Here is a 23,259-nt window from a genome sequence, read left to right as displayed (position 1 = left end):
CAAACGTTTATCCATGCGCCAAGGCTTCATCGTCGGAGCGCGTGGCCGGACGTCTGAGCTGGCGGCCGCCGTCGTCGACGCCCAGATCGTCGGCGGTGCGGGCCAGCACCTGCTCAGTGGCCTCGCGGGCCGCGTCGGGCTGCCGCAGGCGGATGGCCTCGAGCACTCGGCGATGGAGCGCCAGGCTGTCGTCAAGCGATGCCGCCTGATGCTGGGAGTGCTGGATCAGCGTGACGATCGATGGCCGCAGCAACAGGCCCATCTGCCGCCAGACCAGGTTGTGGCTGGCGCGGTAGATGGCGTCATGGAAGGCGACGTCGTGCTCGATATGCTCCTCGCGGCGGGATGGATCGTCGGCGGTGTCACACATGCCGTCGAAGGCGGTCTCGATGCGCGCCAAATCCTGGGCCGTAGCCGCAAGCGCGGCGAGTTCCGCGACGAAGGGCTCGGCGGAGAGCCTGAAGGCGAAGACCTCGCGCACCAGCTGCGGATGCGGCGACTCGAGTCCCGCCATCCATTCGCTCATCTGCGGGTCGAGCAGATGCCACTCGGCGATGTCGCGGACCACGGTGCCGCGACCGGCGGTGCGCGCGATCAGCCCGCTGCCGCTGAGGGCGGCCAGGGCGTTGCGCACGCGGTTGCGGCTGGCCGAGAAGTGCTTGCAAAGGTCCAGCTCACGGGGAAAGGCGTCACCGCTGGCCCACTGCCCCGACAGAATGGCATGCGCCAGCACGGTGGCCAGCGCGTTGGCGCCCCCGGCCACGAGCGGCTGCGGAAGTCGAGATAGCTGAGACGGCTGTGATGGTGGCGAGGATACGGTCACGGCGAACTCCAAAATATCTGACGTAAATATATTAATGTCTGACATTTCGCGCAACGATTTTTGTGACGCCCTCGCTTAGACATTGGTCGCGTTCCGAGTAGCGGTGCAAGAAGCTGCCGCCAGACACAGCGCGGCCCGGTCGATGACCGGGCCGCGTGTTTTTTAGGGCTATGCCCTGGAGCCGGCATCAAGCCAGCTCAGGAGAGGCTTACTGATTGCTATCGACGGCCTGCTGAGCCTTCTCGCCGGCCGATTCGAGGGCGTTACCGGCACTGGTCAGTGCATCGGCGGTCGCGGACTTGGTGGTTTCCCAGGCGCTGCTGGCGCCTTCCTTGGTGTTGGCCCAGGCCTTGCTCGTGGCCTCCTTGGTCTGTGCCCACCAGGTGCTGGTGTATTCCGGCTGCTGGCTGATTTCGTCACTCGTCATGTCGAGATGCACGACATAGCTGACCTGATCGAGACGATCGCCGTTGAGCGTTTCTACGGTGAAGTCACCGGTATTGATCACATAGGCCTTTTCAGCCAGGCCAAACTGATCGTCGGTCTCGATGACCAGGGCGCGCACCCTCATGTCGTCATCGAGCAGGATATCGTCGACTTCGCCGACGTGTTGGCTGGGGGTCGCCTTCAGAACGACGTCGGCATCGTTGAGTTCATTAGCAGAATAAAGTCCCTGAGGGGCGGCGAGGGCGGAGCCCGCGACGCTCATGCCACCGATGAGCATGGCGCCGAACAGGGCGCTTTTCAGATTGCCTTTGCGATTGTCTTGGCGATTGCCTTGGCGATTAGTGCTGAGCGGTTTCCGTGCTGTCATGAAGAAGTACTCCTGATTGAGAATCCTTTTCCCATGGCCGGATGCTGCGCCATACCCACATACCTTGAGGGCGTTGAGGGAATTTCAAGGGGGTGACGCTTGCGCTACATGGGGCTTGCCACGCTTCGCCGTGCCCGGGGCGTCTTTTTCATCACCGGGGCTTTACGCCTGGCGAGGGCCTGTATCGCCGAGGTCGGGGCCCGAAGCAGACAGCAGACGATGGGAACGACGTCATGCTGGCAGCGGGCGATAGCATTGTGACGGCGCGAGGTTTCGGTAAAATGCAAATGCAATTAATAATGCTTTTCATTTTCGTGTCAGTGGCATCGTCATCGCCGGGATCGAAGGCCCACCGACCCAGGACAAGGACCCACCGTGGAACTGCTTCGCGTTATCTTTCGCCACTATCGCTGGCACTTTCTTGCCGTCATGTTGCTTAGCCTGGCCAGCGCTGGGTTGGGCATTGGCGCCATTGCCTTTATCAACCGTCGGCTGATCGAGGCGGTGGGTGACCCCACCAATGTATTGCCCGCCTTTCTCGGGGTTATCGTTGCGCTGCTGGTGGTGACCCTGGCGTCTCAGATGGCGTTGACCACGCTTGGGCACCATTTCGTCTATGGACTGCGAGGCCGTCTGGTCAAGCAGATTCTGGACACCGATGTTGAGCGGCTCGAGCGGCTGGGCAGCGCTGAGCTGCTGGCGAGCCTGTCCAGCGATGTGCGTAATGTCACCATCGCGTTCGTGCGCTTGCCCGAGCTGGTGCAGGGCGTCGTGCTGACCGTTGGTTCGGCGGCCTATCTGGGCTGGCTGTCGCCCAGCCTGTTGTTGGTCACGGCCGTGTGGCTGGCGGTCACGATTGCCGGCGGTTCCTGGCTGGTGGCGCGCGTATATCGCCATCTGGCCAAGGTGCGTGAAAGCGAGGACAGGCTTTACCGGGACTACGAGGCGGTCATCCAGGGGTGCAAGGAGCTGGCGCTCAACCGCAGCCGGGCACAGCGCCTCTTCGATGGGCGCTATAGCGAGGACGCGCGCGCCTATCGTGGCCATATCATCCGTGCTGATACCTACCATTTAAGCGCCGTTAACTGGTCGAACATCATGATGCTTGGGGCCATTGGCGTGGTGTTTTATCTGGCCAATGGCTTGGGCTGGGCAAGTACCACGGTGGCCGCGACTTATTCGCTGACGCTGCTTTTCCTGCGCACGCCGCTGATTCAGGCGGTGGGGGCGTTGCCAACGCTGTTGAGCGCTCAGGTGGCTTTCGACAAGATCGCGGCGCTGGAGCTGGCCGAACCAAAAGCGGATTTCGCGGTGGTCGAGCCGGCGCCGGCAGACTGGCGAACCCTGACGCTGCGCGGCGTGACCTTTACCTATACCGGCAGCAACGCCCTCCCAGGCTTCCGGGTTGGCCCCCTGGACCTGACCCTGAGGCGCGGCGAGCTGGTGTTTTTGATCGGCGGCAATGGCAGCGGCAAGTCGACCCTGGCCAAGCTGCTGACGGGCCTCTATCAGCCCCAGGAGGGGGATCTGCTGCTGGACGGTAAGCCGCTGAACGATGCCCTGAGGCCGGCCTATCGACAGCGCTTTTCCGCGGTTTTTACCGACTTTCATCAGTTCACCGACCTGGTCGGCCCCGAGGGGGACCAGGCCGATCCGGCGCTCGTCGAGGTGTGGCTCGACTATCTGGCGATGCGTGACAAGCTGGTGTTCGAGGGGCAGAGAGTGACCAACCCCGAGCTCTCCCAGGGGCAGCGCAAGCGGCTGGCACTGCTGATGGCGATCGCCGAGGAGCGCGACCTGCTGCTGCTGGACGAGTGGGCTGCCGACCAGGACCCGCAGTTTCGCCGGGTCTTCTATCGCGATTTACTGCCCCAGTTGAAGGCGATGGGCAAGACGGTGTTTGCCATCAGCCACGACGACCACTACTTCGACCATGCCGATCGGCTATTGGAGATGCACGGCGGCCAACTGAGCGAGCTGACCGGCGACCAGCGGGAGCGAGTCAGTCGCGATGCGGTGGCGAGATTGGATCAAGCGGAGGATTGAGCGGCATCAGGGGATTGGTATTGTTAATCTAAATGAAAAAAATTATCATTTATTTTCGTGGTGTTTCGCACCCGACATCCCCTGATACATCCCGCCTCCCACTATCAAGGCAAGATCCATGCACTCACCTCTTCACGACTCGCAACACGACCTGCCGCTATCGCCACTGACCGTCGCCGTTCGCTATGGTCTGACGTTATCCCTGCTCTGTGCGCCACAGCTGGCGATGGCTCAGGACGAACAGGCCGCCAGCACCGAGGCCGATCCTCTGGTCATCACCGCCACCGCGCTGAAGGTCAACGCCCCGACGATCGAGACACCGCGGGCGGTATCCACGGTAGGGCGCGAAGAGCTCGACGAGCGCAATGTCCAGCGTCTTGACGAGGCCTTCCGCTACCGTTCGGGCGTGCTGTCCGGCCATTATGGCGCCGACAACGACACCGACTGGTTCAAGGTGCGGGGCTTCGATCAGGCCACCTACCAGGACGGCCTGCGGATTTATCGGACCGGTTACTATCAGTGGTTGCCCGAGCCTTATGGCCTGCAGAGCGTCGATGTATTCAAGGGGCCGGCGTCGATTCTCTACGGCGAGGCGCCGGCCGGTGGCCTGGTCAATGCCGTCAGCAAACGACCGACCGCCGAGCGGCGGGGCGAAGTCAATCTCCAGGTCGGCAATCGGCATCATCGCCAGTTGGGCATCGATACCTCCGGCCCGCTGACCGAGAGTGGCGATGTCCGCTATCGCATGGTCGGCATGGCCAAGCAGCGCGATGGCGATCTCGACAATACCGAGAACGAGCGCTATTACTTCGCACCGAGTCTCGAGGTGGATGTCAACGACGATACCAGTCTTACCTTCCTGGCCAGTGTCCAGAAAGACGATGCTATCCCCACCAACCCTTTCAAACTGACCTATGGCTCCGTCGAGGACACGCCCTTTGGCAAGGTCGACCCTCAGACCAGCTACGGTGAGCCGGACTACGACACCAACGAGCGTACCCAGGCCTCTCTAGGCTATGAGTTGCGTCATCAACTGAACGACACCTGGCGCTTCGAACAGAACCTGCGCTACAGCCATCTGGATCTGACGCTACGCAGCACCTACATTTTAGCGCGTCAGTCTGGCAGCGATCGCAAGGCATACCGCGGGCTGGTGTATCGCGATGGCGATATCGAGAGCTGGATGCTGGACAACCGCTTGGTCGGTACCTGGTATGGTGACCGTACCGAAAATACCCTGATGGTCGGCCTTGGCTATCAGGATCTCGGCCTGGACGGTCAGGAGGCCGATATATCCGGCTTCGGCGATCCCATCGACATCTTCGACCCCCAGTATGGCAATTACACGCCGGTGGGCGACGATCAGCTGACCGAGCGTGAGATCGACAAACGACAGACCGGCCTGTATTTGCAGGATCAGCTGCGTATCGACGACCGCTGGGTGCTGTTGGGAAGCGTGCGCTACGACCAGGCGAAAACCGACAACGTCAACCGCACCGACGGCACTACCCAGCGTGCCGATGATGACCAGATCTCCTGGTCCGGTGGGGTGATGTATCTAGGCGATCATGGCATCAATCCTTACCTCAGCTACACCGAGTCGTTCGAGCCGCAAGCTAGCGCCGATAGCAATGGGCGACTCTACGAGCCTCTTGAAGGTGAGCAGTGGGAAGCCGGCGTCAAGGTGGCGCCCCGCAGTTGGGATGGGTATTTCACCGCAGCGGTCTTCGACCTCGAGCAGCGCAACAGCCTGGTCACTACGGGCGGTGGGCGTCAGGAGCAGGTAGGCGAGCAGCGCTCCCGGGGCCTAGAGCTCGAAAGCGTTGGCTACCTCACCGACCAGCTGCAGCTCACCACCGCTTATACTTATACGGATGCCGAGAGTGAAGGCGACGAGCGCAAGACTTTGATTCCGCGCCACCAGGCATCGGCCTGGCTGGATTACCGCTTCCAGGAAGGCGCCATGGCGGGGCTCAAGCTAGGCGGCGGCGTGCGCTATGTCGGCGAGAGCATCTACAAGCAGATCACCGTGCCGGACTATACCCTGGTGGATGCCATGGCCAGCTACGACTTCGCCGACAGTTGGCGGGCGCAGGTTAACGTCAACAACGTGACCGACAAGGAGTACGTCGCTAGCTGTAATTACTGGTGCTACTACGGCGAGTCGCGCAGCGTAATCGGCAGCCTGAACTACCGTTTCTGAACCAACCCTTGCGAAGATATCTTCATTGACCGCGTCTGGCGCAATGCCGGGCGCGGTCTTTTTGATGGCGGGACGGGATTTTATTGATGGCGGGGCGAGGTCTTTTCGATGGCCTTGTCGTGCATCGCCGCCCTGGCCTGGCCGGTCTGGCTGGCCCGGGGGCGGCATGGCGTCAACGTCAGCGGCGCCCAAGCCCCCACATGAAGTAGGCACCGCCCAGCAGCGAGGCGACCAGGCCAGCGGGAATTTCCTGCGGGAACAGCAGCTGCCGGCCCAGCCAGTCGGCCAGCACCATCAGCAGCGCACCGGTGAGGGCCGCGCCGGCAAGGTGTGCGCCGGCGCGGCTAAAGCCCATCAGCCGTGCCATGTGGGGCGCCAGCAGGCCGACAAACGAGAGCGGCCCGACCACCAGCGTGGCGGTGGCAGTCAGCAGGGCGACCAGCGCCAGCAGGGCGAACCGGGCCCGGACCACCGGTAGGCCGAGCGCCGCGGCAGAGGGCGCCCCCAGCGGCAGAATATCCAGCCAGCGGGTAAGCGGTGCAGCGGCCAGCGCCAGCAGCAGGGCGGCGCCGGTTACCGTCAGGGCGCTGGTCATGTCGACATAGTAGGTAGAGCCTGAGAGCCAGGCGATGATTTGCTGGCCTCGAGGGTCGCCACCGGCCAGCACCAAGGATTTGATCGCCTCGAACAGCGCGGTGATTGCCACCCCGGTAAGCAGCAGCCGTTGGGGCTGGAAGCCGCTTTTGCGGTTGACCAGCACCAGTATCGCCAGCGAGACCAGAGCCCCCAGCACGCCAATGCCAACCAGCGTCAGGTTGCTCGGTGCCGGCAAGAGAAATATCGCCCCGATCAGGGCGATGGCGCTGCCACCGCTGATGCCGAGGATCTCGGGGCTGGCCATCGGGTTGGCGGTGAGGCGCTGAATCAGCGTGCCGGCAATGGCCAGCATCACGCCGCTGCCGGCGGCGGCCAACAGCCGTGGCAGCCGCCACTGCAGCAGCTCTCCATCGCCGATCGAGGCCCATTGCCAGTCGTCAGCGCCCTGGCCGGCCAGCAGCGCGATGACGGCCAGCGCGGCAAGCGCTACGGCAAGCTTGGTGGCGAGTCGGCGAGGGGCCGGATGACGGCTCCCGACCGCCCGGGCCTCTCGAGGCGGCGCGTTGCCGCCGAAGCGAAGACGTGGAATCAGCCACAGCAGTAGCGGTGCGCCCAGCGCAGCGGTGAAGGCCCCGGTGGGAATCATGGTGGGTAGTATCCCAGAGAAGCGCTGTAGCAGCAGATCGGTAACGGCCAGCAGTAGCGCGCCGAGCAGCGTCGACCAGACGAGCCTGGGCCCCAGCCGGCGGGCACCGGCCAGGCGCACGATATTGGGTGCGGCCAGGCCGATGAAGCCAATGATGCCCACCACGCTGACCACGCAACCGGTGATGAAGACCGCCAGGCCAAGCCCCGCCAGGCGCAGATGCTTGAGCGAGATGCCGAGGCTTCGGGCACCGGCTTCGTCCAGTTCCAGCAGGGCCAGCGGACGCAGTAGCCAGGCGGCCAACACGGCGCCCAGTGCCAGGCGCGGGGCCAGAAAGGCGGCGTCCTGCCAGCCATTCTGTGCAAGCGACCCGGCACCCCAGATCAGCAGTCCCTTGAGAGCCTCCTGATGGAAAAGCAGCAACACCATGCCCAGTGCCCCCAGATAGAGGTTGATCACCAGGCCGGCAAGTACCACCACGATCGGCGACAGGCCGCGCCGCCAGGCCAGCAGGAAGACCAGGCACATGGCAAGGCCGCCTCCGGCCAGGGCCACCCATTCGCGACCCAGCGCCAACAGGCCTGGAGCCATCAGACTCGTGGCCATCAGCGCCAGGTTAGCGCCGCTGGTGACGCCCAGGGTGGTGGGGGCGGCGAGAGGATTCCTGAGCACCTGCTGCATCAGCACCCCGGCCAGCGCCAGGCCGCCACCGGCCAATAGCGCCATGGCGAGGCGAGGCCACCAGGCGACGTGCAGCACCAGGCTTTCCGCACTGACGTCCGGCACGCTGAACAGGGCCAGCAGACCGTCTGTCAGGCCTGCGCTTGCCTGCAGGTGCATGACGGAAAGCGTGACTGCCAGCAGGCCAAGCAGCAGGCAGGCGTGGCCGGGTGTCAAGCGAAGCCGTGATAGAGGCGGACGAGACAAAGACTCAGCGGGCATCGGCATTCTCCATGGCGGTCACCAGCAGGTCGGCGAAGCGTCGGGCAGAAGGCAGGGCGCCGAAGCTCCACACGGGCTCCAGCATCAAAGGGGCTCCCTGGCGCTGCACGAGCTCCTGCCAAAGGCCGCTGTCGGCAAGCGATGCGCGTACGCCGGCCGGGTAGGGTTTTACGACTACCAGTCGGGCATCGATACCCACCAGCGCTTCGAGGGGCGCCAGCGAGAAGCCCCAGGCGTTGGTGTTGCCGGTCCAGGCATTGGTCAGCCCCAGGCGTTCGAGGACCGCCTGATAAAGGCCATTGTCACCGAACACCCGCACGTGGCGGGCATCCATGAATTGCACGATCAATAGTGGCGGAGCGTCATCATCCAGCCGTGACTTCTGGGCATCGAGCGCTCTCTCCGTTGCCTCGATCAGCCGCGTAGCCGCCTGGGGGCGGTCGATCAGAGCGGCCACCGAGCGCGTCAATTCGCACAGCTCGGCCCAGGTGTCGCGACCGGGGCTGTACAGCGCCAGGGTGTCCACAGGGGCGATACGTTCGAGCCGGGGCACCAGGTTGGCAAACATCGGTGAGATCAGGATGCGGTCGGGATCGATGCTCGCCAGCAGTTCGAGATTGGGCTGGGTGCGCAATCCGAGGTCACTGACCGAGCTGGGCATCGCGGGCTCACGCACCCAAGCGTGATAGGCATCGACCTGAGCGGCCGCCACCGGCGGATGATCCAGGGCGATGAGGGTCTCAGCGAGGGTCCAGTCGAGGGTGGCCAGGCGCGTTGGGGCCGCTGTCGCCGCTGTCGGCACAAGGGCGAAGGCGAACAGCAGGGCCAGTGGCCCGATGAGCCCGGCAAGCAGGCGGCTTGGATGAAACATGGAGAGTCCTGCGGTTAGTGAGCGACGGCGACGCGATGCTCACCGCTTGGGTGTGAGATGACGTGCATGGGGATGCCGTAGATGGCCTTGAGGGTGTCGCCGGTCATGATGGCGTCCGGTGTGCCCTCGGCCAGCAGGCGCCCAGCGTGCAGCGCTACTAGTCGGTCGCAGTAGCGGGCGGCGAGATTGATGTCATGCAGCACGATGACGACCCCAAGTCCTAGCTCTTGGCACAGCCGGCGCACCAGCTCCAGCACCTCTATCTGGTGGGCGATGTCCAGCGCCGCCAGCGGCTCGTCGAGCATCAGGTACTGGCTGCCCTGAGCCAGCAGCATGGCCAGCCAGATCCGCTGGCGCTCGCCGCCTGACAGGGTGTCGACCATGCGATCGGCGAAGGCCTGGGTGCCGGTCAGGCTCATGGCGCGCGCGACCTGCGCCTTGTCTTCGCGGCCGGGCCGGCCGAGCAGGCCCTGCCAGGGGTAGCGCCCGAAGCCCACCAGTTCGCGGCCGGTGAGGTCATCGGCGGGCGGCAGCTGCTGCGGCAGGTAGGCCACTCGACGGGCGAAGGCACGGCTTTTCCATTCGCCTAGCGGCGTGCCGTCGAGGCGAATCTCGCCTCCGCTCGGCGCCTGCTGGCGAGCCAGCAGCTTGAGCAGGGTCGACTTACCGGAACCGTTGTGGCCGATCAGCCCCACCACCTGGCCGGGAGCCAGAGCAAGATCGGTGGGGTGCAGCAAGGGCGTGTCATTGACCTCGAAGGTGGCGGCGCTGACATCAAACATGACGGGTCCAAAGGTGAGTGTTGTGGTTGGATATTAAAGCAAATCATTCTTGTTCGTAATATCTTTCATCGCAACGACGCCTGCCGACACCCCTTGGGGCATCGGCAGGCGTTAGGCTGTCAGGCAGCCGGGGTGAGGCGAGGTTGGATCAGAAATCGTAGCTGACGGTGGCCTTCACGCTGCGCTCGGCGCCGAAGTAGCAGTACTGCAACGAGTTGCAGGACGCCACGTACTCCTTGTCGAGCAGGTTGTTGACGTTGAGCCGCCCGGTGACGCCGTTCATGCCGAGCTGGCCGAAGTCATAGCTAAGGCCGGCATCGACCAGCGTGTAGTCCGGGACCTGTTCGGTGTTGGCGCGGTCTGCCTGGATGTCGGCGTTGTAGCGAACGCCAAGGCCGGCGCCGACGCCTGCCAGGGCCCCATCTCTGACTGCATAGGAGCCCCACACGGACGCCATATGGCGTGGCGCATAGATGGCGCGGTTGCCTTCTTCGCTGCTGTCGTCGCTCTTGGCGTAGGTGATATCCGTGAAGCTGTAGCTGGCCTGCAGACGCAGGTTGTCGGTCAGTTGGGTGCGGGCTTCCAGCTCAACGCCTTCCGACTCGATCTCGCCGATCGCACGGTAAGGATCGTTGGGCTGCTCCTTGGTGGCGACGTTATTCTGCTCGATGTGGAACAGCGACAGGCTATAGCGATCCTGAGTGCCGTTTGGCTGGTATTTCAGCCCGGTCTCGATCTGCTCGCCTTCCATCGGCTCGAGCAGGTCGCCGTTGGCGTCGACGAAGCTGGTCGGTGTGAAGGCCGTGGAGTAGCTGACATAGGGTGCCAGGCCGTTGTCGAACAGGTAGAGCGCGCCGGCGCGACCGCTGAACTGGGTATCGTTCAGCTCGCTTGAGCTGCCGGTGCCTTCGTTGGTGTTCTTGATGTCGACCCAGTCGTAGCGACCGCCCAGCGAGAGACGCCACCTGCCCAGTGCCAGCTGGTCCTGAGCATAGACCCCGGTCTGGTGGATATCGTGTTGCTCTTCGGTAGCCGCGTACATCGCCGTCGGCTCGGCGCCATACTCGGGGTCAAAGGCATCGATGTTCGGGAAAGCGCCTGAAGGCCAGCTGACCTCGTTCTCGCGGCGCTGATAGTCGGCGCCGAACAGCAGGGTATGGTCCACGCTGCCGGTGCTCAGTTGCGCCTCGAGCTGGTTGTCGACGGTCCAGGCCTGCATGGACTCCTCGCCGCCGGAGTAGTAGCGCTTGAGCTCGGTATCGTTGGCCCAGCCGAAGCCGTAGACCTGATTGAGGGTCACGTCGGTGTTGAGATAGAGCAGCTTCTGACGTGCCGTCCAGGCATCGTTGAAGCGATGCTCGAGGTCGTAGCCGACCAGGCGCTGAGTGCGTTCGAATGTGTCGTAGTCCTCTTCGCCATCGAAGAAGGTGTTGTCGATTTTGCGGCCATTATGGCGCTCGACGGCGCCTTCATAAGGAACGCCTGAGTGATAGCCGCCTTCTGGGTCCTTCTGCAGATAGGCATGCAGCGTCAGGCTGGTGTCATCTGTCATGTCCCAGGTCAGCTGGGGTGCGAAGGCGTAACGCTTGTCCTCGACCGGGCCGAACTGGGTGTCGGCGCGCTCAGCCAGGCCAGTCACGCGGTAGGCCACGCGGCGTTCGTCATCCAGCGGCCCGGTCAGATCGAAGGCGGCGCTGCGCTGGGCGTTGTTGCCGACACCGAGGCGGACCTGACCCGACTGCTCGAACTCTGGACGCTTGCTGGTCAGCGATACCAGGCCGCCCGGGGAGGCGCGGCCATAGAGCACCGAGGCCGGGCCCTTGACCACCTCGATGCTCTCGAGGAAGTACGGGTCGATGACCAGCGAGCTGTAGGAGTTGGCATCGCCCATCAGCTTCAGGCCATCGAGGAAGGTGTTGCTCAGGCTGCCATCCGAGAAGCCGCGCAGCACGATGTAGTCATAGCGGTTGGAGGCACCGACCTGGTTGGTGTAGGCACCGGCCGAATAGTTGAGGGCCCGCTGCACTGACTCTGCGCCTTTTTCTTCCCACTCATCGCGTTCGACTCGTGTGGTCGCCTGGGGCGTTTCGTTGAACGGCGTCTCGGTCTTGGTGGCGGCGCTGGTGACGGTAAGCGTGTCGAGAGTGCTGGTATTACCGGATGAAGCAGCGTCTTGCGCCCAGGCCGGGGACAGAACGGCGGCGCTGGCTAGCGCAACGGCGAGGGTGAGGGGATGTCGAGCAGTCATGGGCAGTCTTTCCTTGGATAGGAGATCAACTCTCTTTCGGTAATGAGAATTATTCCATTTCATGCCCCGGCTGATGTATGCGAAACGCCAGCACTGCTTTGCCCAGTGCCAGAACACCTGTGCAAAGCGCCCAAGCGATGAACCTGCGTTACAAAGACTTGTCTCAGGCGGCTTTTTGGATAACGGGGCAGGCGGCTTGTGAAAGATGGGATCAGGTGGCGTTGCGGTACGCGCGAGGACTCATACCGAAGTGGCGGCGGAAGGCCGTGGTGAAGTTGCTGGCGTGGCCGTAGCCCACGGCGTGGGCCGTCTGCTGTACATCCATGCCCTGTCTGAGTAGCTCGGCGGCCTTCGCCAGGCGGCGCCGGCGCAGATAGGCGAACACCGACTGGCCATGGGCGGTGGCGAACTTGGCGCGCAGGCTGCTTTGGCTCATCGCCGCCAGGCGAGCCAGCTCGGCCAGCCGGTGGTCAGCTTCGGGATGTGTATCGAGGGCCTGACGCACTCGTGCGAGGCGGTCGCGCTCGCCGTTGGAGAGGCTGGGGATTGCGGCGGTGGGCGGGTGATAAGTGTCGTCGGACGTCGCCTCATTCACGCTGGCCAGCATCCGGGCCAGTAGTTGCAGCATCAACGCATCGAGCAGCAGTCGCGGATCGCCGCAGTCGCCGTCTGACGCCAGCGCTTCCTCAAGGGTCTCGAGCAGGTGCCTCGGCAGTGTTTGCCGGCGCAGGGCGGGCGGGCCCTCTTCCAGGGCCTTGAGCGTGGGGTATTGGTGGGTGAGCGCGGCGAGGGCATCGGTCCGAAAGGCCAGGTTCAAGGTGCGCAGGCGCTGGCCGGCATCCTGCCAGGCCTCCAGCGCCTGGCGATCATCGAAACGCGAGCACAGGGCTTGGCCCGGCGACAGCCACAGGCTCTCCTCGCCCAGGCGCAGTCGGACCTTGCCGTCCAGTATTACGGTGATGAACAGCGGCGCGGCGGCCAGTGAGCTGGAGGCGTAGGGCTCGAGCACCGTCAGGTCCGAGCGGGTCAGGAAGATGCCGCGGCGCAGCTCAAGCTCATCGACGCGACCGCGCAGAATCGGGGTCTGGGCGGCCTTTTCGTGATCGGCAAGGGCCGGGAAGCGGTAGGCGATGCCGCAGCGGGCGCCGAGCCGTTCAAGATCGCCGGCCGAGAGCTGGCGTGGCAGCGTTGCGCTGATGGTGGTGGCCATGTGGCTAACCGGTTGCCCTGTTCGATAACGGGCAGTTGCCGCAGTAGCCAAGCTCGGGCAGCAAGTAGCGCAGGCAGCAAAGCCGGCGCACGCGTTGGGTGGCAGAAGCGTCCGCCTCGCCTTGGCACTCAGGCTGGAAGTAGCGTACCGGCTGGTACAGCGGGTTGCGCCGGCCGTTGGCGGTGGTGCGGCTGGCAAGCAGGCGGTGGCCTTCCTCGGCGATGCCTGGGGTCGCCATTGGATGCGCTTCTACTGCATTCAGGAAGTGTTCCAAGGTGTTGCCGGCATTGCTCCAGAAGACCTTCGCAGAGGCCCCGGACAAGGCCGCCAGCCGACCGATCAGCGGCGTCAGGTGATCATCGATCAGGGTCGAGAAGCGCGTAAAGCCATCCAGTGAGGTCAGTGGGCGACCGGCGTGGGCAAGCTGCAGGCGCTCGGTGCGCCCCTCGGCCGTTAGCCATACCCCCATCTCATCGAGGCCCACCGGCAGGTCCCGCTCGAGCAGCAGGTTGGCGGCCAGGTAGGGGGCGAGCAGGGCCCCGAAGTGCCATTTCGACCAAAGTGACACCAGGGCGCGACGATCCCCTTGCTCCGACTGATAGCCATAGCCTGCCCTGAAGCGCACAAGCTCGGCCTCGAATCGCTCGGGCGTCAGCAGGTCACGCATCGGCAGCGCCGGGGCTTGTATCGGCCCGACCTTGGGCGGCGTCAGGCCCTCCATTGGACCAGTGTAGAGCGCATCGAGCAGCAGAGGCATGGCGGTCGTCTCATCAGCGGGGCCAGCGATTCGGGAAATACTAGATTAAACGAAAATCATTATCAAATGCGGTTGAGCATCAGTGTCTTGCAGCGGGTCAGGGCCTTGGCGATGTAGCGGCCGGCCATGCGTTCGGACACGCCCAGCCGTCGGCCGATTTCGGCCTGAGTCAGGCCTTCCAGCCGATGCCAGGCCAGTGCCCGTCGCTCACGTTCGGGTAAGCGGACCATGATCTCGTCGAGCTCCCTGACGCAGCCGGCACGATGACCCGAATGCTCGGGACAGGCGTGGGGACAGGCCAGCATCGGATCGTCGGGGTTCAGAGAACACCATTCAGGGGCGCTGTTCTGGCGCCGCCAGTGATCGATCAGGCGGTGCTTTGCCATGCGAAACAGATAGGCACGGGGATCGCGAAGCCCCGCATCGGGTGGGGCTTCTCGCAGCCGCAGATACAGGTCCTGGCACAGGTCTTCGGCATGACCTGCATCGTCGAGCCGACGGGCCATGTACTGACGCAGGGCCCCGGCATGACGCCGATAGAGCGCCTCCAGCTGGTGGTCACTCAAGGGCGCCGCTGGCCTTGTGGGGCTGGCCGGTGGAGACGGTCTGGTCGTGCTGTTCGGCGCAGACACGGCGATCCATCCCCGCGGCCTGGCCGCGGGGAGTCGAGTGACGGGAAGCGGGTGAGGAGAGGCGGCCGCGCTCATGCGCTGGCCTCATCGTGGGCGGTACTAGCGCGTTCCTGAGCCTTTGCTTGTGGCTGAGTATCAGTCAAAGCCCGGTGCTCGGGAGCGAAAGCGGCGATGGGGTTGTCGAGCTCGCCTGAGAACTGCAGCGCCCCCGCCGGGTCGGCCAGATCGACCATCTGCTGATGATTTCTCAGCTGCAGCCGGTTCAGGCATGAGCGGCGAAAGCGCGGCGCGAAGAGATCATGGCGGGCGAACTTGTCACTGAATTGCGGGTGCTGGCGCTGATAGTCGAGCACCGCGGCGGCGACCCGGGCCCAGAAGCGCTGCTCGGTAAGGGTGCCGGCGTTATCGAGAATCGCCGCCATGAAGCGCAGCAGGCAGTCGAAGACGTCGGTGAAGATCGACAGCACCTTGAGCGGCTCGGGCACCTCGACTGCGATGCGCTTCACGTCGTCGGGCAGTCATTCCCTGGCCGCCGGGTCCATCACCGCGATTTCCTCGGCGATGTCCTTCATCAGCGCGCCCACCGGTGCCTGGTCCTCGAGGATCAGGATCAGGTTTTCGCCATGGGGCATGAACACCAGGTCATGGGCGAAGAAGGCGTGCAGCAGTGGCTTGAAGTAGGCGTTCAGGTAGCGGTCCAGCCAAGCCTCGGCAGAAAGTCCTGACCCCGCGATCAGCTCGGGTAGCAGCGCCCGGCCCTTGGCATCGACATGCAGCAGAGCGGCCATGGTGGTCAGACGCTGGCCAGTCGCGAGGCGTGTCACCGGGCTTTCGCGCCACAGGCAGGCGAGCATCTTCTTGTGGGCGCTGTGCTTGTCGAAGGCGGCCTCCAGGTCGTCGCGGCGATAGCCGATGGCGGCTTCCTCGCGCAGCACATCGAAGCCACAGGCCCCGAGGTAGGGATCATCATCGACCAGGTCCTGGAGCCAGGCGTTGATGGCCGGTGTGCTCTGCATGTAGTGCGGCGACAGCCCGCGCATGAAGCCCATGTTGACGATCGACAGCGCCGTCTTGACGTAGCGCCGCTCCGGGCGGCTCTGGTTGAACCAGGTGCGGATCGACTGCTGCGCCTGGTAGCGGTCCGCGCCATAGCCGAGGCAGACGATGCGCCGCTCGGCCACGTCGGCCGCGAAGCCGGTGGCGAGCTTGTGAAACCACTGCCAGGGATGCGCCGGCATCAGCAGGTAGGCTTCGGGATCGAGACCCTGCGCGCTCAGGCGGCGGTGGAACTCGGCTACCTGACCGGCGCCGAGCTCCTCCTCGAGCAGGCTGCCATAGGACAGCGTCGGCAGGCTCGTGAAGCAGGCCCGCTCCCGCGCCACGGCGAGCCAGATCAGCTGCGCCGGGGCCGCCGCCTCGGGCGCGTAGGCCCGGTGATCGATGGCATCGAAGCCCTGGCGGCCGCTGTTGGCGATGAACACCGGGTGGCCCTCGTTCATCGCCGCTTCCAGGGTCTGGAAGTCGGCCTGGGCAAGCGCCTTCGCATCGGGGCGGGCGGGGTCGAGCTTGTAGGCGAAGGCGGAAAGCGTGCTGGCGAGCTCCTCGAGATACAGCGGCAGCATGGCCTCGCCAAGCCCCAGCACAGTGGCGAACTCGAGGATGAACTGCGCGGCGTCCAGCGGTGCCTGGCGGCCATGGACCTCGCGGGTCAGCGTGTCCTGGTCGATCGCCCAGTGATCCAGCGCCAGGCGCCGGGCCGTGAAGCGATAGACGCTCTCGCTTTCAGGAGCCGTGAGCACATAGCCTGCCGCGCCGCGCTCATCCGTGGCCGCGGTCTGGGGAATCGGCGCGAGCAGCTGCTCGTGGCTGAACTCGGCGATCGCCTTGCGCACCAGCCAGCGGTTGGCGATGGCCCAGCGCGCAGGCGTCAGGTGGTCGGCGGCCCGTTCAGGATAGCCGGAGAGCGCCTGCGCCTGGCGCGGCGAGGTGTTAGCCAGGGCCGCGGCGAAGCCTTCCCGGGTGCAGAAGCCCAGCCGCGCGGTCTTGTCGGCAAGGAATATCTCGCTCTGGTACTCGACCCCCACGCGGCGATTCAGCGGGTGGATATTGGCATTCTCGACATCGGGTTCCACCACCACACGGCGCGTGGACTCTGCCTCGAACAGGAAGGCCATGATGGTCTCGATCACCGCGGTGCTGAAACCGGCGCGCGGGGTGTCGGTGGGGGCGACGAGAAAGTGCATGCCGACATCGCCCTCTGCGATCGGGTAGTGCTCGCCTAGCGGGTCATGCGCCGGGTCGTAGGCCTCGACCAGGAAGGCAGGCTCGCCCTCGAACAGGCCGAGAAAGGCGCTGGCGTGGTTGCTTGCCTGCATCTCGGCGTAGAAGGTCTCGGTCTGCTGCGGGCCTTGATCCTGCATGCCCCAGAAGCGCGCCCGGGGCTGGCTGACCCAGGCCTGCACCGAGGGCAGGTCGGCCGTTGGGTCCAGCGGTCGCAGGCGAAAGTCACCGAGCGTCTGAACATGGCGGCGGAAGCCTGGGGCCAGGGCCTTTAGCGCGGCGATAGCTTGGGTAGTGGTGGTGGCTTGGGTATTGGTGGTGGCTTGGTTAGTGGTGGCGGCGGCGCAGAGCGGATGTGAGGTGGTGGCGTCCATTGGGGTGTCGTGTCCTTGTGGTACGAGAAGCAGCAGCGATAGAAAAGCCGGTTAGGGCTGCAATGGCCGATGAGGGCCGGTGGGGCGGGCAATAAAAGGCCCACACCCATCAGCGGCACGTGTTTATGCCGGGGCCTGTTGTGTCGTCGGGTCAGGGTGCTTGAGCTCAGCGGGCTCGAGGCTTTCCAGCGGCACCCCGAAGCGCTGAAAGGCGATGCGCTCCTCGATCGGGTAAGGCTCGCGGCCGGTCATCTCGGCGATGATCGTGGCATTGCGGTAGCAGGCCATACCCAGGTCCGGGCTCGCCAGGCCATGGGTGTGCAGCTCGGCGTTCTGCACGAAGACCTCGTCCCCTGACGGGTCGACGGCATAGCGGCGGCTCACCGCGAAGCGGCCCTTCGCATCGAAGGCCAGGCGGTCGGCGATGGGCGCGAGGAAGTCAGGCAGCCGATAGCGATAGCCGGTGGCCAGCACCAGGCCCTGGGTGCGGTGGCTGAAACGGCGCTGCTGCTCGGTGTGGGTGAGAGTCAGCCGGTAGCGCTCGCCATCGTGGCGGGCGTCGTCCAGGCGCGCGTTGGTCAGCAGCCCGGTGGCGGGAGGCCCGGCCAGGCTCTTGGTATAGAGGGTCTCGTGGATGGCATTGATCAGCTCCAGGTTGATGCCCTTGTAGAGCCCCTTCTGCTCCTGCATCAGGGCGTCGCGGGTGGTCTCGGGCAGGGCGTGGAAGTAGTCGATGTACTCGGGGGACGTCATCTCGAGGGTCAGCTTGCCGTACTCCAGCGGGAAGAAGCGCGGCGAGCGGGTCAGCCAGTCGAGACGATAGCCGTGGGCATCGATTTCCTTGAGCAGGTCGTGATAGATCTCCGCCGCGCTCTGGCCGCTGCCGACGACGGTGATGCTGTCGCCGGCCTGCAGCTCGGCCTTGCGGCTCAGGTAGTCGCCGCTGTGCACCGCGGCGGGCGAAAGTGCCTCGCAGCAGCTCGGCACATGGGGCACCGGGCCGGTGCCCAGCACCAGGCGTCTGGCACGGTGGGTGATCGCCTGGCCGCTGCGGGTGTCGCGGCAGTCAAGCCGATAGTGCCCGGCGGCCGCGTCGTACTCGGCCCGCTCGACCTCGCAGTGAAAGCGAATGCTGTCGAGCTGTGCGGCGGCCCACTGGCAGTACTGGTTGTATTCGCGGCGCAGCAGGAAGAAGTTCTCGCGAATATAGAAGGGATAAAGCCGACCGGTCTGCTTCAGGTAGTTGAGCACGCTGAAGCGGCTGGTCGGGTCGGCCAGGGTCACCAGATCGGCGAGGAAGGGCGTCTGCAGGTGAGCGTCTTCCAACATCATGCCCGGGTGCCAGTCGAAGCCGCCGCGGCGTTCGAGGAATAGGCCATCCAGGTCATCAAGTGGCTCGGTCAGGCACGCCAGCCCCAGGTTGAAGGGACCAAGGCCGATGGCAATGAAGTCATGTACCCGCTCGTTATGGGTGTGGAGGGGCTGGCGGTTGTCGTTCATGGAATCGTCGTTCAAGGAATCGTCGTTCATGGGGCTCTCGAATCGGGGTTGGCGCGCGCCGCGGCCATGGGCCGGGCACGCGAGTCAGTAAGCGAATGGCGTGCCGTGCCGGCGTGTCGATTAGGGCAGCGCTTTGGCGGCCTTTGGCGCTGAGGCCGTCGCGACCTGTGCGGCGCCGCCTGGCTCCCGTGCCCGCCAGGCATCGCCGTGGTGGCAAATGCGGGCGAGAATCGCCTCGATGTCTTCGAGCCGGGTGTCCGGATTCAGCAGCGTGAACTTCAGGTAGTGGCGCCCGGCAACCTTGGTCGCAGCGACCACTGCCTCACCGTCGCGGGACAGCGCCGCGCGGATATGGCGGTTCATGGCCTCCAGGGTGTCCTCGTCCAGCGCGGGCTCGTTCGCGGCAATATCCGGGCGATAGCGAAACACCAGCGTGCTCAGCGGCGGGTCGAGCAGCACCTCGAACTCTGCCCGCTCGGCCATGCGCCGGTAGGCGGCCTGCGCCAGGTCGATGACTTGATCGAACAGCTCGCCGAGGGCATCCGCCCCCATCAGGCGCAGGGTCAGCCACAGCTTGAGAGCATCGAAGCGCCGGGTGGTCTGCAGGCTTTTGTTGACCTGATCCGGCGTGCCGGCACGGGCCTGGTGCTCCGGGTTCAGGTAGTCGGCGTAGTGGGTGACGTGGCCCAGGTGATCGGCCTCGTTGACCAGGAAGGCGCTGCAGCTGACCGGCTGGAAGAAGGTCTTGTGGTAATCGATAGTCACCGAGTCGGCGAGCTCGGTACCGATCAGACGATGGGCGTGGCGCTTTGAGGTGATCAGGCCACCACCGTAGGCGGCATCGACATGGAACCAGCAGCCGTGGGCGCGGGCGATCCTGCCGATTTGGGGCAGCGGGTCGATGCTGCCGAAGTCGGTGGTGCCGGCGGTGGCCACCACGGCGATGGGAATCAGCCCTTGATCACGACACTCGGCGAGACGCGCGGACAGCGCTGCCGGGTCCATGCGGAAATCCTCGTCGCAGGCCACCGGCATTACCGCCTGATAGCCAAGCCCCAGAATCGCGGCGGATTTCTTGAGGCTGAAGTGGCTGACCTCGGAGCCGAGGATGCGATAGCGGTGCGCCTCGGTGGGCAACCCGCAAAGCTTGTTGCCGCCATGGTCATCCAGGCGGGCGCCGTGGTGATCCCGAGCCAGCATCAGCGCCATCAGGTTCGACTGGGTGCCGCCGCTGGTGAAGATGCCGTCGGCGCGCTCGCCAAGCCCCAGCCGCTTGGCCGTCCAGTCGATCAGCGCCTGTTCGATGAAAGTGCCCCCGGCGCTCTGGTCGAAGGTGTCCAGCGAGGAATTGATCGGCGCCAGGATCGCCTCGGCGAGCACTCCCGGCATCACCAGCGGGCAGTTGAGGTGCGCCACGTAGCGCGGGTGATGAAAGTAGACGGCATGATCCAGATAGACCCTCTCCAGCTCATCCAGGGTCGGTTCCAGGGCGCCGAGGTGTTCATCCAGGTCGATGTCGGCGAACGTGGGCGCCAGCTCCTGCGGGCGAACCCCATCGAAGGGGCGCGCGACGTTTTCCAGGCGGTGCTGCACGCGTTCGACGCAGGCCATCATCTGCTGGCGATAGGCCGATGCATGGCGCGCCGCCAACAGCTGGTCTCGCCCGGGCACCGCAACCGCGGCACGATCCTTGTGTGTCATCCAACACCTCGCATGGCTGTCTATTGAATGCGAATAAGCATCATTTGCAATTTGCATTCATTAAGACGCAGCGACGCGCCGGTTCTGAACCGGAAAATCGTGATGTTTTGTAAAGAAAAGAAAGGATTACCGCATCGAGCGGCCGGCAGACGGGTTGTCAGCCGGGCAGTAGGCCGGCTCGCCTTATCGCGTTCCGGACAACTCGCCGGCCTGTTCGCTGGCCTGCTGGTAGGCCTTCTAGCAGCCCAAGGCGCCTCAGCGCTCGATCAGGGTCGCGTCCAGGGTGACCGGCACCTCATCGCCGATCTGCTCGTAGCCGAGCAGCAGGATCACGGTGCGCAGGGTAGGGTTGGCCATCAGCTCGCGGCCATCCACCGCGACCCGCTCGGCGGTGGCGATCCGCACGCGGGATTCGCTCTCGCGGGTGAAGCGCAGCGCCAGGGGCTCCTGCTGATTCACGCCTTCGGCGTCGACCTGGAAGGTCAGCGTCTCGGTGAGGGAATCACCCACCGCCAGATTGTTTAGCCGCTCCGGCGGCAGCCGGGTGACCAGGGTGGCCAGCGGCAGCTCGGCCATGCCCTTGAGCCACACCGGCAGGCCGCCCAGCCGTTGCGGTATATCGGTCTGGCTCAGGCGCAGCGGCAGGCGCAGGGTGCCATCGTCACCGATGCTGCCCGAGAGCTCTCGTACCCGGTGCTGGTGCGGCACCGGGCCCGAGGGCGTGATCTCGATCACCGTCGCCTCGAGCGCCGAGCGGGCGGGGTCCAGCTGCCAGGCCGCCTGGGCGGGCAGGGCGGCGAGGGCAAGAGAGGCGAGCAGAGACAGCCCGCCGGCGGCCGCCGAGAGGCCGCGGCGGTGGGAATGTGAAGCTCGTGTGAACACTGGCGGTGTCTCCCGGCAGGCGTGTTAGCGTGATGGTATTGAGAGTAATCCACTGCAAAGGACATCGCGATGACCCGCGCCAGTATCCTGCAACAAGGCACTATTCATTGCTTCCCCGCCGGCCTGCGCGATGCCAAGGGCGAGCTGGTCAACGCCGAAGTCTCGGCGGTGGCCTTCGACGGCGAGCGGCTCTTGATGGCCAGCGACAAGCCGATTCCTGGCGAGGAGCGCTCGGCCTGCTTCGCCCTGCCGATGACCGATGCCGGGCCGGATGACAGCCAGCTTGTCTACTACACCCAGCCACTGATCAAGCAGGCCGTGAAGTACGAAGACTTCGCCCTGAGCGCCGATGGCCGCCATGTGTTGGCCACCACCGGCTTCGACCGGCTTGACGCCGACAGTCACGCCCTCAACGACTACAACCACCTGCTGATCTGGCCGCTCGGCAAGCCCGACGAGGTGCAGGTGGTCGACCCCGACCCCCGCGACGGCGTCGAAGGCTCGCTAGAGCTGCGCGGCAAGCTCAACGGCGCCATCGGCTTTCCTTACTACAAGATCGAGGGGCTGGCCGCGATTCCCGGCGAGCGGGGCGACGGCCTGCTGCTGTTTGGCGTGCGCGAGCAGGGCCAGGCCCACGACGACTTCGAGTACGTCAGCCGGGTGATCGGCGCCCATTATCAGATCACCGCGAACGGTAACCTCGAGTTCCTCGACGAGATGCGTGAGTTCTACGCCTTCGACCCGGACAGTGTCGATGGCGTGCGCTTCGAGTGTGGTCTCTCGAGCCTCGAGTACGACCCCTACCACGCCAGGCTCTATCTGCTGACCAGCTTCGAAAACGAAGTGGATGGCGAAGAGCATATCGGCGGCTACCTGTGGCAGATGAGCCTTGAGGACTTCCGCGCCCGCCGCGCGCCCGAACTGGTAACCAACCCGGAAAACCTGCCGCTGGAATTCGAGCACAAGGCCGAAGGCCTGGCCGTGTTGGACCACGACCGCCTGTTCGTCGCCTACGACAACGACCGCAACCTGGAGCTTGGCAGCGTCGACGAGCGGGACGAGCGCCACGCCTGCGAAGCGCCCTTCACCATCCTTGCAATGAGCTAATGTAGAGCGAATCCCGCTGGTCTCGTCCGGCGGGATTCGCTATCATACGCCCGCGTTGATAAGGGCCTATAGCTCAGTTGGTTAGAGCAGGGGACTCATAATCCCTTGGTCGTCAGTTCGAGTCTGACTGGGCCCACCAACATCAAGCCGTTACGTTTGATTGTATTCCCTTCCCCGTTGTTCCTAGTTGCACTTATCCACACCCTGTTCGTCTGGCCCTTCCTTCAAGGCCATGTGGATAAATTGACGTCTGTGCACTCTGTCTAAGTGCTCATGACGGCCTTACCTTGCCAAGTTGAAGCTTCTAGTAGTTCTAGCCGTTATTCATTCGATCCAAGTCGCTGACAATCATCACCAACAGTTCTTTCATGGCGATTATGTGCTTGAAGATAAACCGTTTTGGTTTATTTTTTACATTGAAAACGGAATTTAAGGCCGCTTTTCCACGTGAAAATAAACCAGCTACTACACAAGATCCCGTATGGCGTCGTCGTGACGACCGCCTGGCTGGCATCACCCCCTGATATTCACCGGGCAGCCCTGAAAATGAAGATGGCGGTTGGTATCCTGCTGATAAATCAGAAAGTTCCTGGCAGAACCTGATTCAGGAGGACCAACCGCCATGGGTGAAACCCTAACGACCTGGTCGCCGTCCTGCAACGGCTCCGTCAACGTCCAGCTCAGCGGCGAGCGTGCTACCAGCGACAGCGGTGCCTTGCTGCTGCGTGAAGCCCTCGATAACAGCGGCGTGATCGAGGCGCTGGAGGACAACCTGGTCGATCGACGCCACCCGCTGCGCATCCGTCATTCGCTGGCCAGTCAGCTGCGCACCCTGGTGCTTCAG

Annotated in this window: 16 protein-coding genes, 1 tRNA gene and 1 pseudogene; 5 read left to right on the top strand and 13 right to left on the bottom strand. The window is 64.4% G+C overall.

The window, feature by feature from the left end; translation table 11 throughout:
• Window positions 1–7: 7 nt before the first annotated feature.
• Together BCL93_RS02885 and BCL93_RS02880 are read right to left on the bottom strand one after the other, a co-directional pair.
• Window positions 8–823 (bottom strand): FadR/GntR family transcriptional regulator, encoded by an 816-nt coding sequence (locus BCL93_RS02885; RefSeq protein WP_258395941.1) that lies wholly within the window; start codon window positions 821–823, stop codon window positions 8–10.
• A gap of 208 nt (window positions 824–1,031) precedes the next feature.
• A complete protein-coding gene (locus BCL93_RS02880; RefSeq protein ID WP_258395940.1) occupies window positions 1,032–1,637 on the bottom strand; it encodes a PRC-barrel domain containing protein in 606 nt (201 codons plus the stop codon).
• A gap of 375 nt (window positions 1,638–2,012) precedes the next feature.
• On the opposite strand from BCL93_RS02880, the gene BCL93_RS02875 reads away from it, so the two are divergent.
• Both BCL93_RS02875 and BCL93_RS02870 read left to right on the top strand, forming a co-directional pair.
• Window positions 2,013–3,683, top strand: a complete 1,671-nt coding sequence (locus BCL93_RS02875; RefSeq protein WP_112053626.1) for a multidrug ABC transporter permease/ATP-binding protein — start codon at window positions 2,013–2,015, stop codon at window positions 3,681–3,683.
• Between the two features lie 118 nt (window positions 3,684–3,801).
• Window positions 3,802–5,886, top strand: a complete 2,085-nt coding sequence (locus BCL93_RS02870; RefSeq protein WP_112053625.1) for a TonB-dependent siderophore receptor — start codon at window positions 3,802–3,804, stop codon at window positions 5,884–5,886.
• Between the two features lie 178 nt (window positions 5,887–6,064).
• Here the strand turns inward: BCL93_RS02870 and fhuB are convergent, their stop codons facing one another.
• From fhuB to BCL93_RS02815, 11 genes and pseudogenes are all read right to left on the bottom strand, one after another.
• Window positions 6,065–8,071: a Fe(3+)-hydroxamate ABC transporter permease FhuB gene (gene fhuB, locus BCL93_RS02865; RefSeq protein WP_112053624.1), complete on the bottom strand. Its 2,007-nt coding sequence runs from the start codon at window positions 8,069–8,071 to the stop codon at window positions 6,065–6,067.
• Window positions 8,061–8,942: an iron-siderophore ABC transporter substrate-binding protein gene (locus BCL93_RS02860; protein ID WP_112053623.1), complete on the bottom strand. Its 882-nt coding sequence runs from the start codon at window positions 8,940–8,942 to the stop codon at window positions 8,061–8,063. The genes fhuB and BCL93_RS02860 overlap by 11 nt, the downstream gene beginning before the upstream one ends.
• A 14-nt stretch (window positions 8,943–8,956) precedes the next feature.
• Complete coding sequence (locus BCL93_RS02855) at window positions 8,957–9,724, bottom strand: ABC transporter ATP-binding protein (protein WP_112053622.1); 768 nt, start codon at window positions 9,722–9,724, stop codon at window positions 8,957–8,959.
• A 148-nt stretch (window positions 9,725–9,872) separates the two neighbouring features.
• On the bottom strand, window positions 9,873–11,972 hold the full coding sequence (locus tag BCL93_RS02850; RefSeq protein WP_112053621.1) for a TonB-dependent siderophore receptor: 2,100 nt from the start codon (window positions 11,970–11,972) through the stop codon (window positions 9,873–9,875).
• 211 nt (window positions 11,973–12,183) lie between these two features.
• A complete protein-coding gene (locus tag BCL93_RS02845; RefSeq protein WP_112053620.1) occupies window positions 12,184–13,182 on the bottom strand; it encodes a helix-turn-helix transcriptional regulator in 999 nt (332 codons plus the stop codon).
• 4 nt (window positions 13,183–13,186) lie between these two features.
• A complete protein-coding gene (gene fhuF / locus BCL93_RS02840) occupies window positions 13,187–13,939 on the bottom strand; it encodes a siderophore-iron reductase FhuF (protein ID WP_112053619.1) in 753 nt (250 codons plus the stop codon).
• A gap of 62 nt (window positions 13,940–14,001) precedes the next feature.
• The gene (locus BCL93_RS02835) at window positions 14,002–14,505 is read right to left on the bottom strand and encodes an RNA polymerase sigma factor (protein WP_112053618.1); all 504 of its coding nucleotides are present in this window, start codon (window positions 14,503–14,505) and stop codon (window positions 14,002–14,004) included.
• 137 nt (window positions 14,506–14,642) lie between these two features.
• Window positions 14,643–17,225, bottom strand: a pseudogene (locus BCL93_RS02830) (GNAT family N-acetyltransferase).
• A 123-nt stretch (window positions 17,226–17,348) separates the two neighbouring features.
• Window positions 17,349–18,755: a lysine N(6)-hydroxylase/L-ornithine N(5)-oxygenase family protein gene (locus BCL93_RS02825; RefSeq protein WP_309251211.1), complete on the bottom strand. Its 1,407-nt coding sequence runs from the start codon at window positions 18,753–18,755 to the stop codon at window positions 17,349–17,351.
• 90 nt (window positions 18,756–18,845) lie between these two features.
• A complete protein-coding gene (locus BCL93_RS02820) occupies window positions 18,846–20,426 on the bottom strand; it encodes a pyridoxal phosphate-dependent decarboxylase family protein (RefSeq protein WP_112053617.1) in 1,581 nt (526 codons plus the stop codon).
• A 255-nt stretch (window positions 20,427–20,681) separates the two neighbouring features.
• The gene (locus BCL93_RS02815; protein ID WP_309251210.1) at window positions 20,682–21,308 is read right to left on the bottom strand and encodes a hypothetical protein; all 627 of its coding nucleotides are present in this window, start codon (window positions 21,306–21,308) and stop codon (window positions 20,682–20,684) included.
• A gap of 69 nt (window positions 21,309–21,377) precedes the next feature.
• On the opposite strand from BCL93_RS02815, the gene BCL93_RS02810 reads away from it, so the two are divergent.
• The 3 genes from BCL93_RS02810 to BCL93_RS02800 all read left to right on the top strand — a co-directional run.
• Window positions 21,378–22,415, top strand: a complete 1,038-nt coding sequence (locus BCL93_RS02810) for a hypothetical protein (RefSeq protein WP_112053616.1) — start codon at window positions 21,378–21,380, stop codon at window positions 22,413–22,415.
• 62 nt (window positions 22,416–22,477) lie between these two features.
• Window positions 22,478–22,554: transfer RNA gene (locus BCL93_RS02805), tRNA-Ile, on the top strand.
• Window positions 22,555–23,037: 483 nt separating this feature from the next.
• Window positions 23,038–23,259, top strand: a 222-nt coding sequence (locus BCL93_RS02800) for a transposase (RefSeq protein ID WP_181463019.1), incomplete at its 3' end; no start/stop codon positions are given.

This window comes from Onishia taeanensis (genome assembly GCF_003268885.1).
Classification (GTDB): Bacteria; Pseudomonadota; Gammaproteobacteria; order Pseudomonadales; family Halomonadaceae; genus Onishia; species Onishia taeanensis_A.
This window is presented reverse-complemented; position numbering and strand designations above follow the sequence as displayed.